General features: G+C 54.6%; 20 protein-coding genes and 1 rRNA gene. 9 read left to right on the forward strand and 12 right to left on the reverse strand.

Annotated features, from left to right (window positions below; genetic code table 11):
• Positions 1-479 (forward strand): 23S ribosomal RNA (locus VGA14_RS05215); the annotation flags it as partial.
• Positions 480-680: 201 nt separating this feature from the next.
• Positions 681-1,643, forward strand: a complete 963-nt coding sequence (locus VGA14_RS05220; RefSeq protein ID WP_331002767.1) for a DHHA1 domain-containing protein — start codon at positions 681-683, stop codon at positions 1,641-1,643.
• Here the strand turns inward: VGA14_RS05220 and VGA14_RS05225 are convergent.
• Positions 1,640-2,092, reverse strand: coding sequence for a RidA family protein (locus VGA14_RS05225; RefSeq protein WP_331002695.1), 453 nt, complete (start codon positions 2,090-2,092; stop codon positions 1,640-1,642). The genes VGA14_RS05220 and VGA14_RS05225 overlap by 4 nt on opposite strands.
• Before the next feature lie 82 nt (positions 2,093-2,174).
• On the opposite strand from VGA14_RS05225, the gene VGA14_RS05230 reads away from it, so the two are divergent.
• Complete coding sequence (locus VGA14_RS05230) at positions 2,175-2,429, forward strand: hypothetical protein (protein WP_331002696.1); 255 nt, start codon at positions 2,175-2,177, stop codon at positions 2,427-2,429.
• Here VGA14_RS05230 and VGA14_RS05235 read toward each other — a convergent pair.
• Positions 2,426-2,578 (reverse strand): hypothetical protein, encoded by a 153-nt coding sequence (locus VGA14_RS05235; protein WP_331002697.1) that lies wholly within the window; start codon positions 2,576-2,578, stop codon positions 2,426-2,428. The genes VGA14_RS05230 and VGA14_RS05235 overlap by 4 nt on opposite strands.
• 77 nt (positions 2,579-2,655) lie before the next feature.
• Here VGA14_RS05235 and VGA14_RS05240 point away from each other — a divergent pair, with 77 nt between their 5' ends.
• The 5 genes from VGA14_RS05240 to VGA14_RS05260 are packed head-to-tail and all read left to right on the forward strand — an operon-like array spanning position 2,656 to position 5,237.
• Positions 2,656-3,984 carry an aspartate aminotransferase family protein gene (locus VGA14_RS05240; RefSeq protein ID WP_331002698.1) on the forward strand — a complete coding sequence of 443 codons (1,329 nt, stop codon included), beginning with the start codon at positions 2,656-2,658 and terminating at the stop codon, positions 3,982-3,984.
• 56 nt (positions 3,985-4,040) lie between these two features.
• On the forward strand, positions 4,041-4,460 hold the full coding sequence (locus VGA14_RS05245) for a DUF6328 family protein (protein WP_331002699.1): 420 nt from the start codon (positions 4,041-4,043) through the stop codon (positions 4,458-4,460).
• A gap of 43 nt (positions 4,461-4,503) precedes the next feature.
• Positions 4,504-4,662, forward strand: a complete 159-nt coding sequence (locus VGA14_RS05250) for a 50S ribosomal protein L39e (RefSeq protein WP_331002700.1) — start codon at positions 4,504-4,506, stop codon at positions 4,660-4,662.
• An 8-nt stretch (positions 4,663-4,670) separates the two neighbouring features.
• Positions 4,671-5,096 carry a 50S ribosomal protein L31e gene (locus VGA14_RS05255; protein ID WP_331002701.1) on the forward strand — a complete coding sequence of 142 codons (426 nt, stop codon included), beginning with the start codon at positions 4,671-4,673 and terminating at the stop codon, positions 5,094-5,096.
• A complete protein-coding gene (locus VGA14_RS05260) occupies positions 5,097-5,237 on the forward strand; it encodes a hypothetical protein (protein WP_331002702.1) in 141 nt (46 codons plus the stop codon). It abuts the gene before it with no gap.
• Here the strand turns inward: VGA14_RS05260 and VGA14_RS05265 are convergent.
• The 7 genes from VGA14_RS05265 to VGA14_RS05295 form a co-directional block, all read right to left on the reverse strand.
• Positions 5,227-5,409, reverse strand: coding sequence for a hypothetical protein (locus tag VGA14_RS05265; protein ID WP_331002703.1), 183 nt, complete (start codon positions 5,407-5,409; stop codon positions 5,227-5,229). The two genes, VGA14_RS05260 and VGA14_RS05265, sit on opposite strands and share 11 nt — an antisense overlap.
• A 32-nt stretch (positions 5,410-5,441) precedes the next feature.
• On the reverse strand, positions 5,442-6,401 hold the full coding sequence (locus VGA14_RS05270) for a hypothetical protein (RefSeq protein ID WP_331002704.1): 960 nt from the start codon (positions 6,399-6,401) through the stop codon (positions 5,442-5,444).
• Between the two features lie 82 nt (positions 6,402-6,483).
• Positions 6,484-7,788, reverse strand: coding sequence for a tRNA (N(6)-L-threonylcarbamoyladenosine(37)-C(2))-methylthiotransferase (locus tag VGA14_RS05275; protein ID WP_414690230.1), 1,305 nt, complete (start codon positions 7,786-7,788; stop codon positions 6,484-6,486).
• A gap of 82 nt (positions 7,789-7,870) precedes the next feature.
• Positions 7,871-8,398 carry an SRPBCC domain-containing protein gene (locus VGA14_RS05280; RefSeq protein WP_331002706.1) on the reverse strand — a complete coding sequence of 176 codons (528 nt, stop codon included), beginning with the start codon at positions 8,396-8,398 and terminating at the stop codon, positions 7,871-7,873.
• Entirely contained in the window at positions 8,295-8,645 is a 351-nt protein-coding gene (locus VGA14_RS05285; RefSeq protein ID WP_331002707.1) for a hypothetical protein, read from the reverse strand. The genes VGA14_RS05280 and VGA14_RS05285 overlap by 104 nt, the downstream gene beginning before the upstream one ends.
• Positions 8,638-9,012: a hypothetical protein gene (locus VGA14_RS05290; RefSeq protein WP_331002708.1), complete on the reverse strand. Its 375-nt coding sequence runs from the start codon at positions 9,010-9,012 to the stop codon at positions 8,638-8,640. The genes VGA14_RS05285 and VGA14_RS05290 overlap by 8 nt, the downstream gene beginning before the upstream one ends.
• A 167-nt stretch (positions 9,013-9,179) precedes the next feature.
• On the reverse strand, positions 9,180-9,326 hold the full coding sequence (locus tag VGA14_RS05295; RefSeq protein ID WP_331002709.1) for a hypothetical protein: 147 nt from the start codon (positions 9,324-9,326) through the stop codon (positions 9,180-9,182).
• Positions 9,327-9,455: 129 nt separating this feature from the next.
• Here VGA14_RS05295 and VGA14_RS05300 point away from each other — a divergent pair, with 129 nt between their 5' ends.
• Entirely contained in the window at positions 9,456-10,007 is a 552-nt protein-coding gene (locus tag VGA14_RS05300) for a thioredoxin family protein (protein WP_331002710.1), read from the forward strand.
• Here VGA14_RS05300 and VGA14_RS05305 read toward each other — a convergent pair.
• From VGA14_RS05305 to VGA14_RS05315, 3 genes are read right to left on the reverse strand one after another with little or no spacing between them, the layout of a single operon-like run.
• Positions 10,004-11,875 carry an FAD-dependent oxidoreductase gene (locus VGA14_RS05305; protein WP_331002711.1) on the reverse strand — a complete coding sequence of 624 codons (1,872 nt, stop codon included), beginning with the start codon at positions 11,873-11,875 and terminating at the stop codon, positions 10,004-10,006. The genes VGA14_RS05300 and VGA14_RS05305 overlap by 4 nt on opposite strands.
• Positions 11,872-13,050, reverse strand: coding sequence for an electron transfer flavoprotein subunit alpha/FixB family protein (locus VGA14_RS05310; RefSeq protein WP_331002712.1), 1,179 nt, complete (start codon positions 13,048-13,050; stop codon positions 11,872-11,874). The genes VGA14_RS05305 and VGA14_RS05310 overlap by 4 nt, the downstream gene beginning before the upstream one ends.
• On the reverse strand, positions 13,047-13,925 hold the full coding sequence (locus VGA14_RS05315; RefSeq protein WP_331002713.1) for an electron transfer flavoprotein subunit beta: 879 nt from the start codon (positions 13,923-13,925) through the stop codon (positions 13,047-13,049). Before VGA14_RS05315 ends, VGA14_RS05310 begins: the two co-directional genes overlap by 4 nt.
• Positions 13,926-13,943: the final 18 nt, after the last annotated feature.

Below are 13,943 nucleotides of genomic sequence, written 5' to 3' on the forward strand. Positions count from 1 at the left end.
GGTGGTGACAGAAAAGTTACCCTAGGGATAACAGGCTCGTCGCGGGCGAGAGCTCCCATCGACCCCGCGGTTTGGTACCTCGATGTCGGCTCTTCCCATCCTGGTTCTGCAGCAGGAGCCAAGGGTGGGGCTGCTCGCCCATTAAAGGGGAACGTGAGCTGGGTTTAGACCGTCGTGAGACAGGTCGGTCTCTGCCTGACAGGGGCGTGGTTGTCTGAGGGGAAGTCGCCCCTAGTACGAGAGGAACAGGGCGGCGAAGCCTCTGGTTTATCAGTTGTCCGACAGGGCAAGCTGAGCAGCTAAGCTTCTTAGGATAAGTCCTGAAAGCATCTAAGGACGAAGCCTTTCCCGAGAAAAGACAGCCTTCCGTAAGGAGAAGGGCGGCCATAGAAGATGGCGTTGATGGAATGGAGGTGTACGCACCAAGCTTCGGCGAGGTGTTCAGCCTGCCATCACCAATAGTCCAACGCACTTGAACCGGATTGTTCAAGCAACCGGTTTTGGTGGATAGCCATCGGCACCGTTGCCATGGACGCATCTATACAGCCTCGGAACACGCAAAGAACGCGTGAAGCCACTGTTGCGACGTGTTTTCTGTTTTCCTCTGTACGGCGGTCCGCGTTTTTCTTTTTCTCAAACTATTAATCCCGGGTAGCAGGCGCTATTGTGTTTTGGAAATAGTGTGCATGTCCCACAAGGAGGACGTCGACGGAATTGCATCGGCTGCGCTTATCAAGGCCGCTTTTAACGCGACTTCGATCATACTTTCAGACTACCCGTCGCTGATACCCCGGCTTGAGAGGCTGGCGGAGAAAAAGATTGAAAAACTGTTCGTGTGCGACCTCGGGCTGTCAAAGAGAAACGAGGAAAAATTCGCGGAAATTCTGGGAAAAATAGCCAAGGACGCCGACGTGACATACATAGACCACCACGACATCTCGCCGGCGACCAAAAAAGCATTGAAAAAAGCGGAGGTAAGGCTTGTCCACACCATAAAGGAATGTACTAGCGTGCAGGTGTACAGCAAGTACAGGAAAATGTTGCCTGCGCACGCCGCGTTCTTGGCGGCGATGGGCGCGCTCACCGACTACATGGAAACGAAACCCAAAGCGCGCGCAATAGTGTCCAGGTACGACAGGCAGTTTCTGATGCTCGAGGCAACCGCCACCTCGTATATGATATCGGCGAGCCAGAAGGACGACGATTTCCTGCTGAGAATAGTGGACACGCTTGCCAGGATGAAGTATCCGCACGATGTCAAGGACGGGTTTGAGCGCGCAGAAAAATACACCAAAAAGGTGGCAGGTGCAGTCGATACGATACAGGGAGGCATCATCACCCTGCAGAACCTTGCGCACGCGCCAAGCACCGTCGACCTGTCGTCCAGCATGGTCGTGAATTTCGTGTTGGGCTCGTCGGGCAAGCCGGCGGCGATGGTCTACAAGCTGAAGGAGGACATCGGTTCGTACGTCGTTTCCATACGAGGGTCAAAAAAGTGCAAGGTGCACCTTGGCCGGCTCGTGAACGAGATAACAACAGAGCTTGGTGGGAGCGGCGGCGGCCACGACAAGGCCTGCGGAGCAGTTGTGCCAAAGGCCAAGCTGGACGAATTTGTCAAGGCCCTTGACGCCAGGATAAGCTAGACCTCGACTATAAACTCGACTTCCACCGCGCTTGCAAGGGGCAAGCTGCTGACGCCGACGGCTGCCCTTGCGTGTTTGCCTTTTTCCCCAAACACCTGCACCAAAAGATCGGACGCGCCGTTTATGACCTTGGGGTGGTCGGCAAACGACGGCCCGCAGCTGACAAAGCCCGTCACTTTTACGATTCGCTTCACTTTGTCAAGGCTACCAAGCACGGCTTTTAGCTGCGCAAGGCCGTTTACCGTGCACAGCCTTGCCGCCTCCTGGCCGGCCTCTACCGGAAGGTCCCTGCCCACGTTGCCCTTGAATTTAACCTGTCCAGCTTCTAGTGGTATCTGGCCGGCTACAAACGCAAGGTTGCCGCTGACTACAACTGGCACGTACGAGCCGGCAGGCGCAAGCGGTGACGGCAGCGTTATGCCAAGCGATGACAGTTTTTCCTCTATCATTATGGCTTACATCCTATTGCAGTTATTTTACTTTTAAAAAGCGAATACCTTTAAAAAGCCTCATTTCCAAATAGAGATGTCAATGTGCGCTCACCAGGAAAAGCCATCGGGCGGGTACCAGATGACCGGTGTCGCATGGTCCATACTTGTCATGGGCGTCTCGCTTGCGATCATCTTCCTTCTCTGGGTCGGGTTTGGATATATAGGCCCCAAGTTCTCTGACGATGTGCTGCGTAATCAGCAGGAAACCCTGAGGGAGCAGTACGGTTTTCCGGCGAAGCCCCACATAACCCCCCAAGAGGCGCAGATACCGCCGTCACTTAGGAACCTCGGCTAGAGCAGGTCTTCGTCTATAGTTTCAATCTTGTCCGCGTACTGCTCGCAGTCGCAACCAGGCACTGAGCACCTGCCCACCTTCAATATCGAATCGCAAGTAGCCGAGTCGGTGTGCGCCTGGTGGGTGTGGAGGCACCTTATGCAGTTCATCGCCATATCAAAAAGTGTCTGGGCAATTAAACGCAGCGAAACAAAGGCTTATACGTAATTTCCATATGCAACTTGCCGTGGATTATGGCGATTACCTGAGGCGCTACCAGAAAAGGACAACTAAGTCAAGGCACCTCTTTTTGCGTTCGCAAAAGTTGTTTCCCGGCGGCATCAGCCACAACATCCGCTATTTTGAACCCTATCCGTTCTTTGCAACGGGCGCAAAGAGCAGGTACCTGCACGACGCGGATGGCAATAGGTACACGGACTACTGGATGGGCCACTGGGCGCTTATACTCGGGCACTCGCCTGCGCCAGTCGCCACGGCGCTTGCAAGGCAGGTGAAAAACGGCACCCTGTACGGCGTCGCAAACGACGCAAGCGTCGCGCTTGCAGAGACGATACAAAAGATTATGCCTGTAGCAGAGAGCATGCGTTTTTGCAGCACCGGCTCCGAAGCAACGATGTACGCGGTCAGGCTCGCAAGGGCAAAGACGGGCAGGCGCGTGATAGCAAAGGCGATAGGCGGCTGGCACGGCTTTAACACGACTCTCATGCAGACTGTCAATTACCCATTTGAGGCCGATGAGGGCCCGGGCCTCGTGCAGGATGAGGGGCAGCATGTTGAATCCATACCGTTCAACGACCTCGAGGCGTCGCTGAAGGTACTTGAGAATATCAGGGACGACCTTGCCTGTATCATAATAGAGCCTTTTCTGGGCGGAGCCGGCTGTATCCCTCCGGCCGGCGGATACCTGAAGGGCCTACAGGAGTTTGCCAGAAGGAACGACGCGCTTTTCATACTCGACGAGATAGTGACCGGCTTTCGGCTGTCGCTCAAAGGCGCCACAAAAGAGTATGGGCTGGAGCCCGATCTTTTCACTCTCGGCAAGATATGCGGGGGCGGCATGCCCATCGGCGTAGTCTGTGGAAATAAGGAAATAATGTCGCTTGCAGACCCCGTGTCAAGGCGCGACAAGGAGACCAGGTGCGCGATCGGCGGCGGCACGTTTTCTGCAAACCCGGCAACGATGGTTGCCGGCAAGGCCACGCTTGACTTTCTGGCAAAGAACGAGAAAGTCTACGGCAAGATAGACAAGCTGGGGCAGATGGCAAGGAAAGGCCTGACAAAAATATTCGCTGACGCCAAGATCCCATGCCAAGTCACCGGCACAAACTCGCTTTTCCTCACCCACTTCGCAGGAAGCAGGATCGCAGACGCGACGGACGTTGCGACTTCTGACAGAGCGCTGCTTGCAAAATACCACTTAGCGCTCATGGCAGAACACGACATATTCTTCCTACCCACCAAGATGGGCGCCATGTCGTATGCGCACGACGAGTCTGACGTCAAGAGACTGCTTGCCGCGACAGAGTCGCTTGTAGAGTCCGGACTTTTCAAGTAGCACTGCATTGCAGTGCAATCGCAAAGCTTCTTAGAGCGCGGTGCGCAGTAGAGCCGTTGGAAGACAAGCGCGACGACCTTGTTAGGGACTACGGCACGGTGCTAAGGGAGAGCTCAATTCTTGTTGTAATCTCTGGCATACTGTTTGGATTCCTTCTCAACATGACCGTCACCGCCCCTGACAATTTCGGCACGGTCAACATGGTCGCCCTGCTCGTAGCCGTGTTTTCCATAACGGTGGCAATATCGCTCTTTGTCATGCCGGTCATTTACCACCACATGCAGTACCCCTACACCGACATCGAGAAGTTCAAGCTGAGGAGCCACAGGTTCATAATCTTTGGCATGGTGCCGGCAGGAATAACGCTGTACCTCGGCCTTGCGATAGCCCTCTCGTCGCTTCTGGGCGAGTTCGCGTTCATACCTGCGGCGTTTCCGTTTGTCATAGTGTACGTGCTGTTCCGGATGAGGAAATAGCCCAACACTTAAAAGGCGGACTACAAGAATCCATGAAACGTACATGGCCGCGCGTAAGAACACGTCGCGCAAGAAGCGACTGATGAAAAAGACCAGACAGAACCAGCCGGTTCCTGCGTGGATAATCATCAGGACCAAGAGGAAGGTCAGGACCAACCCTAAGCGCAGGGCTTGGCGCAGGTCTGACGTGAACGTCGGCTAGGTGATAATATGTCCATAGAAGAAAACCTTACACGCGTTTACACCATCAACCTTGGCAGGGCGTGGATCACGCCTGAGTACAAGAGGACCGACAGGGTAGTCAACATTATCCGCGAGTTTGCTGAGAAGCACATGAAGTCAAGCGAGGTCAAGCTCGACCAGGACCTGAACAGGCAGGTCTGGGCACGGGGCAAGACAAACCCGCCAAGGAAAGTGAGGGTAAAGATGGTTAAGGACGATGATGACGTCGTGACAGTTTCGCTGTTTGAAGAGCCGGTAGAATCGGCTCCTGCCCCGACAGTGGAAGTGCCGGCGGTCGAGGAAAAGCCTGTTGAGGCAAAGACGGAAGAAACGCCGGCTGAAACAAAGGTAGAAGAGAAGCCGGCTGAAGTCAAAGCTGAAGCAGAAGAACCGGCTGAAACAAAGAAGCAGTAAATGATAGACGTCTGCCCTGTCTGTTACAGGTTTTTGCAGACTGTTTATGACAAAAAGAAGATGAAAGAAGTCAGGCTTGAGGAGACCAAGCCATGCATGAGCAGCTACCACAAAAAGCTGACTGATTCGTTCAAATCTTGAAGTGGCACATCTCGCATTTTTCAAACGTTGTGCCGTCGAGGTGATCAAAGTGGGCGCCACAGTCCTTGCATGTGTGGTGGATGTCGGTGTATCCGTCAGCAGCCTTGAAACTGTTGCCGGCAAGCCGTTGGCTTTTGCAAACGATGCACCGGCAGCCGCAGGTAATTTCCAACGCCGCTTGCTTGCCGGTTTTGCTATAATAACCTATTCGATTACCGGAATTGCTAGCTGGATCTCGGGTGCCGAATCGGGCTCGTCCCAGTCAAGGTGGCTGTCCATCGGGATTATCTCGCCGAGCGGGTCGTATGAGTCAAACCGCGTTTTTTGCGGCGCCGACGCCACGAGGCTGACCCTCACGCCGGCGCCTGCTTGGAGCGACGACATCGCAACTTCAGTTGTCCCTTCTTCCTTGAAGATACCCCTTGCGTACGAAACAAGTTGATTCAGGGCAGATATTGAGAGTTTGTCGCCTCCCATGACGTAAAGCACCGCACGCTTGATGGCGTCCGTGCCGGCGACATCCTGGTAAAGCATCGAGATAGAGTCCCTGAGTGAAGTTTCAGAGTCGCCCGGCTTGCTGGTGGATAAGATGTTCATGTCCGACCTTGTACCCTGCGACGAGAGCGCCGACACGACGCCGATTATCGCGCTGTTTGTGAGAGAATAGCACTCTTCCTTCGACAACTCGGAGTTGTTGTCAAGGAAGGCGTCGTTGTCTATGACTATTGTGGAGTGCGACGCGTCGCGTACGCGCCTCAGGGTCACGCCGGCATTGAATAACCTGTCTTTCTCAAAGCCAAAGGGCATGACTGCAAAAGTTATCAGGGTCCCGGCGTCCTTTGCCAGGCTGCATACAATGGGCGCCATGGCCGCGCCGGCCATGCCTGCCAGGTTTGCCATCACGATGACCGTCCCAAAGCCTTCCATCTTGGACCTCAGCTGGTCGGCCTTGCCCTGAGCAAACGACCTCAGCTTGAGCGTGGAAGGATTGACGTACTTGCCGGAATTGACGAGAACAGAGTTCTCGTCGCCAAGGTCGCGCTTGTCGTTGCTCACGATGAGGCAGTCACACTCGATTGCCTTTTTTGCCTCTCGTGCAAGCTTTGCGCCGGCGCCACCTATGCCCACTACCAGTACTGGACTTGAAATTTGAAGATCATACATGCTACCCCGAACTCCCCCGTCGTCAGTAGCCGACGAAAGTTAAAAAGCTTTGGAGGTAGCCGGCGGTCCGCCGGTGGTTTAACTATTTTGAGCTTTGCAGGATCGCGCGAGCCTTGAGCGAAAAGCTGGAAAAATCATGAACCCTGACGCGGATTCTTGCACCCAGTTCTGCAGGCTCTTCGAGCACCACCGGCTTGTAGGCGTAGTTCCTGCCCTGGGAGACCTTGACCACCTCGTTGACTATTACCTCGCCCTCCCAGCCCTGCCAAGCAGAGTTGCGCTTTTTTGCAATCCTTCGCACAAGGGCGGTCGCGCGCCTTGACCTCTCTTTTGCGACGTCTGTCCTCACCCTGCCCTTCCAGCGTGTCGCCTCTGTCCCGGGCCTTGCACTGTAACGAGAGATGTTGACTACGTCCGGCTCTGTCTCCTTCAAGAGGTCAAGTGTTTGCTGGAAGTCGTCCTCGGTCTCGCCTGGAAAGCCCACAATGATGTCAGTCGATACCGTAAAGTCGGGCATCTTTTCGCGAAAAGCGTGCACCGCGTCGGCAAACACCCTCGCGGTGTGGCCGCGCTTCATCTTTCTCAATATTGGCTCACTTCCGCTCTGCACCGGCATGTGCACGAACTTGAAGAGCTTGTCGTTTTTATCATAGACATCAACCATCCTCGCGATCATGCCGGGCATGTACTGCGGGTTGAGCATGCCTACTCTCATCTTAAAGTCGCCGTCGACTTCGCAGCATGCCTGCAACAGCTCTACAAGGTCCGAAGCCATGTCCCGTCCGTAGCACCCGCTGTCGGTCGACGTGAGCCAGACCTCCCTACACCCGTCTGCTACGTCCTGCCTTACCTGCCTTACGATGTCGCCTGGGCGGTAGCTTCGGAGTACGCCTTTTGCCATCTTGGTCTGGCAAAAAGTGCATTCACTCAGACAACCGCTTGCAATCTCGACTATGCTAACTGCCGGGTTTATCCTGACCCGGGGTATGTTGACCTTGTCTGTTTTTGAATCTGAAAGCGCGACGAGCCTGTTTCCAGAAAGCGTCGAGGCAACCACTTCAGCAGACCTGTCCAAGGAATGCGGCCCCATCAACGACGCGTCGGAATTGAGCGACTCTACAAGCGCCCTGTCCGCCTTTGGCAGGCAGCCGGCTACTACAAGCGGCTTGCCAGACTTGCTCAGCTGTTTTATGCGGTGCACCATCTTGTGCTCAGTTGTGTCCTTGACAGAGCAAGTGACTATGAGGTTCAGCGTTCCTTCCTTCTTGCTCTGCGCGATTTCATAGCCGGCGCTCTTTAGCAGCCCCGCAATCATTTCAGAGTCCGCCATGCTTGCTGAGCAGCCGTAGGCCTCAAGCCACACCTTGCCCTTTGGCTCCCTGCGTATGACCTTGATTGATTCTATCAGCTGGGGCTTGAGCGACCGAACGTACAATGCAACGTGCAGTCAGCCTTCTTTGGTTTAAAAATCATGTCTTTTGAAAGTAGTTTTTCAGAGGCTCACAGTAATAGCCAACCCAACCCTGTCGATAATCTGCGGCCTGTCCTGCAGGAACCTTTGTGTGGACCATTGTCAACTCTGTGCCGCCTTTCTTGGCAAGCGTGATTTCGAGCGTCGACGGACAGTACCCTTCTGGCCACTTGGTTGTCTGCCACTCTTGCACTATCTTTTTGTTTCGAACAAGCTCGATGTTGTTCCCGATGAGGTAGCCGTCCCAGGCGAAGAATTTCCCTCCCACCCTCGGGTCGCACCTCGCCTTGCCACCCGTGAATTTTGCGTGCTTTTTTGCGTCCATGTAGGCGTCATAGACATCTTCGAGAGTTGCAGGGAAAGTGGACCTGTCTAATGGTAGAGGTCTTGCTGGCCATGAACAAGAAAGCGCACGGCTGTAATTATGATCTGTTCTGCGACCAGACCTCTGACAGCACCGCGACGTAGGTGGTGACGAGCGTGCCTGACTCCATGCTTTCGCGGTGGCTTTCCATGTCGTTTCCAAAGGTCAACGTCAGGGCCTTTGGCACCTTCAGGTACTCGTTCATGTATATGAGGAGTGAATAGTACATCAGCTTCATCACATCGCCTTTCTCGTCGGCTTTCAGCTTCATACTCTCCATGACGTTTGTAGCGACGAGCGAAAACTGCGGCGACAGCAATGCCTTTTCTCGCTCAAGCCTTATCGCCCCCATGTATAGCAGGTCCTCTATTGCAGACGCTGTCTCTTCTATCCGCTGCTCGTCAGACATGGCCGCCACCTACGATTGCCTTGTAACCTGCTATGAAATCAGAGTCGATAATCCCTTGCACGACGTACGGCTGGCCGTTTGAAAGCGTGATGTCCATCGCCACCGCGCTATACGGTATGTCAAACAGCTCGACTTGTTGCGGGTCGTCTGTTTCAAAGATCTTGCTGCATGCGCCGTCGCAGGAAAAACCGTAGACCTTGCTTATCTTCCTGTTCCCCGAGCCGGCCGCGCGGCCGCCCGCAGAGCCCCTCGACTCTTCAACCATCAGCACAAAGATCTCGTTTTTTAATTTATTGTCAAGCGACACGTCGCTTTCCGCGACAACCAGCTTGCGCTGCGGCAGCTGGAGTATCTCGTCTATCGACATGAGGTACGTCACGGGCCCGCGTTATAATACGTTAGCGCAGGCCCCCGACTTCCCATTTCCGCTGTTTTTCCCTTTCCCTTGCGCGGCTGCAATGCTCTTTTTCAGGTCTTCAAAGGTCATCGCGGGGTTGACCTCTACCTTTGCGCCCAACATGAACAGCGGCTGTGCTATTGCCGGTATCTGTCGACGCCTGACACGTCCATTATGAACACCACCGTCTTGTCGCCGTCTAGTTCCAGAAAATACGACGCTGCGTCGTTATTTGCCTTGATGTAGTTTTCCATGTTGGCAAGAAAGTTCCGATCCTTGACCATCCTGTTGCCTACTTCGGCTTATATGACTGCCCTTAGGACAAATCTCATGACATGTGAAAAGGACCCCCGCGATTTAGGATTTTCCCATCGTGTCGCAATAGATATAATGTCTGGCAGGTGATCAAAAGCATGGCAAGAACACTCTCATCCCCTGTGGTCCTCAAGACAGGAATGCAGGCCCCTGCTTTTACCTTGAAAGGTGTCGACGGCAAGTCGCACTCGCTTTCCGATTACAAGAGCAAATCCACACTCGTCATTTTCATGTGCAACCACTGCCCGTTTGTCAAGGCAAGGATAGGCGAGATGGTGGAACTGCAGTCGAGGTTCAGTCCGTCAGAACTGCAGGTAATAGGCATCAACAGCAACGACCCGAACTACGAGGACGAGGGTTTTGACAACATGGTCAGGTTTGCCAAACAGTACAGCGTCAACTTTCCGTACCTCATAGACGAGAGCCAGGAGGTCGCTCGCGCCTACGGCGCGATGTGCACCCCGGACCCTTTCCTGCTTGACGCCAGTGGAAAACTGATGTTCCACGGCAGGATAAACGACGCGATGGAGCCGGAGGCCAAGCCGACAGTCCCGGTGATGGAGAACAATATCAGGGCGCTCTTGTCTGGCAAAAAGATAGAGAATGACTTTGACCCTTCCATCGGCTGCTCGATAAAGTGGAAGAGCTAGCCGTACTGGTAGATGACGCCCTTCTCACCGCGTGGGTGGCGCCACTCTGTCTCTTTGGCGCACGTCCCGCACTCGATGCAGGGCTCGTGTTGTAAGATCACCTTGCCGTCCTCCAAGCTGTAGCATTTCGTGGGGCACAGCGTGACCAGCTTTTTCATGAATTCTGATTCTGGGTCGAGCACCCTAATGTGTGACTGCCTGTCGTCGTCGTATTTCAGCCGGGCCACGCGCTCGGCAACAGTCGGTATTTTAGGCTCGTATGTCTTGGCCACCAGCTTGCCGAGCCTCTCTGCTATCTCGATTGGCACCTGCACGTAGGTTTCTTCGGACTCGACTAGTGGCAGTAATTTATCGTAGCCAAGAATGTTGGCAAGCCCGACCGCAAGTCCTCTGAAAGCGCTTGACGACATCAGTCGAAATACCACGCCGTAACGCTGGCCCACGATGTCCTTTGGCACATCCTTTGCCGCGTCTAGGAACGTCTTCAAATAGTCCTTGTCAATCTCGCGCATGTCTCGCGTGTAGGGACTCTTGTCCACATCTTGCGCGTACTGCTCGCCCATGTATTCTGGCCCAAAATTGTTCTTGTCTATTGCCTTTGCGACTGCCTCAGCGGCGCGAACTGCGTCGTCAATGCCTACGTTGAGGCCCTCTATCCTCGGCCCGATAAAGACTCCCCTGCCGGCCGCGTCGCCAACGAAGAGTATGTTTCTGTGGTACGGCTTTTTCATCGCACAGCGCTTGCCGTCCGGGACTAGCTTTGTCGAGTATTCAAGTTCGACATAGTCGTCCACGAATTTGGTTCCGTACTTTGTCTCAAGGTCGGCCTTTACAGAATCAAGCCGTGATTTTATCTCCTCGTCTGATTTGTATTTGCCGCTTTCGACCAGCTTGCTCCTTGCAGCCGGCGAGTGATAGGCGTCGCGTAAATCGTTCCACGTTTTTACCAGCTTGCTTACCGCAAACTTGGCGCGCAACTGCTCCTCCTTTGGAAGGTCGCGATCTATCTCCTGCTTTACCGCGACCTCGTCCCTTATCATGCCGGACACGAGTGGATTTTGCAACAGCGCGTTTGCAAGCGCCGACGGCTCGGCAGGCTTTTCCACAAGCGAGTCAAAATGATAAACGGCGCCGATGGACAGCGTGTCGCGGTTTGTGTAGACAAAGCCGCCGCCGATGTGGCCCAGCGTCACGTCGCCGGCAAACAGGTGCGCCGAGCCCTCCTCCGGCCCTATGCCGAAGCGCTCCTCGAGTATCTGCTCTGGAAGTTTGACGATGACCTTGACGCCTTGGTACAGCTGCTCTGGCGTGAACTTCTCCCTTGCGCCCGTCATCTCGGCTACTTCCGAGTTGACGCCGTCAGCAGCTATAACGGCTTTTACTTCAAAAGGTTGCAGTTCGTCAGTCTCGATAAATGCGCGGCCATCGTTCCAACCTATTGACCGGACGTGCACACCGGTGACCATACCGCCGCCGTGCTTTTCTGCGGCCTCACGTGCCTGTTTTGCAAACCAAGAGTTCAGCCTGTTGAGCAGGACAGAGTAGCCAAAGTTGGCCTGGTACTCGTGGGCCTTTGTAAGGTCCATGGCAAAATCCCTGTCCTTTGACGCTGCGTGAAGTATGTATTTGGTTATCTTGCGCTCGACCGGCGCCTCTTTCTCGAAATTCTCGTACAGGTCCTCGACGTTGTTCGTCCTGCCCTGTTTTGGCTTTTTTGAGTACAGTATTCCGCCAGAGACGTTCTTGGTGCCCACCTGCCTGCCCGCTTCTATCAGGACTGCCTGCTTGCCAAGGTCAGCAAGCCTCTTGAGCGCCGCAAGGCCGGCAGAGCCACCTCCAATTATCGCGATGTCGTAACGCTCCGTCATCTCCTAGCCTCCACTTTCGGTCTGAGCGCCCGCAATTCCTCCAGCAGCGCCGGGATGACGTCCTCCATCCTCCCCCTGATGAACATGTCGCACTCGCCCCTTATCGGCGCGTCCTCGTCCGGGTTTATCGCTATCACAAATTCCGACTCTTTCATTCCAGCAAGGTGCTGCATCGCCCCGCTGATTCCTGCCGCGATATACAGAAGTGGAATGACCTTGCGGCCGCTAGTGCCTATCACTCTGTCAGGGACCATGTAAGTCGAGCTCGCGCCCTCGCTCACCGCGTACGGCTTTTTCGATATCGGGAGAGAAACGCCCACCTCTGCGTCCAGCTCTTTTGCAAGCTCAGCCACAAGCCTAATGTTTTCCTCCGGCGCGTTCTTTATCCCTCTACCAAAACTGACGACGGCTTTTTTGCTGTCAAAGTCGACGGCACTCTTGACTATTTTCCTGCTGATTATCTTCACCTGCAGATCCCGCGCCTCAAACGATGGCAGATAGTCGACTACGATCCCTTTCCTTGATTCGTCGCGTACAAGCGGGGCAAACACGCCAGGTATTATGCTGCAGGCCTGCGGGTGGTAGTCCCTTGCAATGTCGGGGTTGCGGTTGTCAAGGCACAGAATGGTGGTCCACAAAAAGCCTGAAAAGTCCGGCCTGTACATTTCAAGTGTGCGCTCGTACACCTGCGCCTGCCCCTTTGTCTTGTGCTGGTGCACGATCTCAAGGTCGCTTATGACCAGCTTGTTGATGTCCGACGCAAGGCCAGAGTCAAGCTCCGCCATCACTGTTGATGAAAGCTGCCGGCCGATGTTGTCTGCCGAGAAAAACATGTAGCGGGGCTTTGCAAAGTCGGTTGACTTGGGCGCGAATTTCAGGACCAGGTCCCTAGTTGTCGCAATCTGGCTGATGACCTTGGTGTCCACCAAGTTGCGTGTGTACTCCAGCTCCGGGCTTTGCGCGTAGATGATGGCGTCTGCGCCGTAGAATATTAGATCGTCGCAGAGCTTGCGCACGTTGTTGCCAAGGACTACTGCAACCACTTTTTCATCAGCATTGTATTTGTTGTTGTAGCCATCCATCAGGCGGCGAGCCTCGCCCAGCATCTCAAGGCTGACTGGCACCGGCCTGCCCCCGTCGTGCTCTATGATAACGTAAAGGTGCTCGTACCTCATTTTATGACCATGCCCCCGAGCACTTCGTAGATTTTTGAAGCGACCCTGCGCAGTTCGTCTCTATTCGAGCCATCGACGACCTCGGCTTTTCTGCTTGCCTTTGCCTTTGGTATCTTTTCCACCCTGTACACTATGGTAGGCGAGCCGGGCAGGCCGACCATTTTCGGGTCGGCTCCAAGTTCCTGCGCGTTGAACATTTTCAGATACTGCTTGTAGTTTGCGACGCGGGACTGTGCCTCCTCTCGGTATTTTTCGTGGGCGAGGCGCTGCGAGACCGTATTGAAATGAGGTTTGTATGACGGGTCGACTGCCATGAATACCGGCAAGGGCGCCTCCACCTCTTCAACGATGTCGTAAAAGCCTTGAAGCGCGACCAGCCTCTTTGCACGCACGACTCGCCGGTCCATGTCAATATCGTAATCGATGACGTGTCCAAGGAAAGTAAAGCCAAGCTTCCACGCAGTCTGAGGTCCGGTCTGCCCTGTCTCCCCGTCAGAGGCCCTGTGTCCCGACAACACGATGTCCATCTTGCCGTCCATCCTAGCGATGCCGGCACGTAGAGTCTCGGCGGTGGCAAGGGTGTCGGCCCCTGCAAAGAGCCTGTCACTGTAAAGGTGCAGCTCGTCGGCGTCGCATATCGCCTGCGCCTGAGCAAGCGCCGAGTCGGCGCTGGGCGGTCCCATTGTGCCAACCCCCACCCTTGCGTCGAATCTCACCTTTGCGTAAAACGCGGCTTGGCAAGCAACCGCGCTGTGCGGGCCGAGTATACTCTTTGTCTCGGCGCGGTTCAGGGTGCCGTCGGCGTTGTAACTTACGTTGCCTTCAGAAAAGTCTGGCTCGAGTTTAACGATAACTGCGATGTTGAGCTTTGACATCTAGTTGCACCCTTTAGT

Source organism: Nitrososphaera sp. (assembly GCF_036397675.1).
Lineage (GTDB): Archaea > Thermoproteota > Nitrososphaeria > Nitrososphaerales > Nitrososphaeraceae > Nitrososphaera.

Bases quoted from the DNA above. Each gene is read 5' to 3' on its own strand.
- VGA14_RS05260 (WP_331002702.1), top strand. From the start codon at position 5,097: ATGATAGACGTCTGCCCTGTCTGTTACAGGTTTTTGCAGACTGTTTAT.
- VGA14_RS05230 (WP_331002696.1), top strand. From the start codon at position 2,175: ATGTGCGCTCACCAGGAAAAGCCATCGGGCGGGTACCAGATGACCGGT.
- VGA14_RS05290 (WP_331002708.1), bottom strand. From the start codon at position 9,012: ATGTCGATAGACGAGATACTCCAGCTGCCGCAGCGCAAGCTGGTTGTC.
- VGA14_RS05250 (WP_331002700.1), top strand. From the start codon at position 4,504: ATGGCCGCGCGTAAGAACACGTCGCGCAAGAAGCGACTGATGAAAAAG.
- VGA14_RS05225 (WP_331002695.1), bottom strand. From the start codon at position 2,092: ATGATAGAGGAAAAACTGTCATCGCTTGGCATAACGCTGCCGTCACCG.
- VGA14_RS05315 (WP_331002713.1), bottom strand. From the start codon at position 13,925: ATGTCAAAGCTCAACATCGCAGTTATCGTTAAACTCGAGCCAGACTTT.
- VGA14_RS05310 (WP_331002712.1), bottom strand. From the start codon at position 13,050: ATGAGGTACGAGCACCTTTACGTTATCATAGAGCACGACGGGGGCAGG.
- VGA14_RS05235 (WP_331002697.1), bottom strand. From the start codon at position 2,578: ATGAACTGCATAAGGTGCCTCCACACCCACCAGGCGCACACCGACTCG.
- VGA14_RS05255 (WP_331002701.1), top strand. From the start codon at position 4,671: ATGTCCATAGAAGAAAACCTTACACGCGTTTACACCATCAACCTTGGC.
- VGA14_RS05305 (WP_331002711.1), bottom strand. From the start codon at position 11,875: ATGACGGAGCGTTACGACATCGCGATAATTGGAGGTGGCTCTGCCGGC.
- VGA14_RS05300 (WP_331002710.1), top strand. From the start codon at position 9,456: ATGGCAAGAACACTCTCATCCCCTGTGGTCCTCAAGACAGGAATGCAG.
- VGA14_RS05295 (WP_331002709.1), bottom strand. From the start codon at position 9,326: ATGGTCAAGGATCGGAACTTTCTTGCCAACATGGAAAACTACATCAAG.
- VGA14_RS05285 (WP_331002707.1), bottom strand. From the start codon at position 8,645: ATGTCTGACGAGCAGCGGATAGAAGAGACAGCGTCTGCAATAGAGGAC.
- VGA14_RS05270 (WP_331002704.1), bottom strand. From the start codon at position 6,401: ATGTATGATCTTCAAATTTCAAGTCCAGTACTGGTAGTGGGCATAGGT.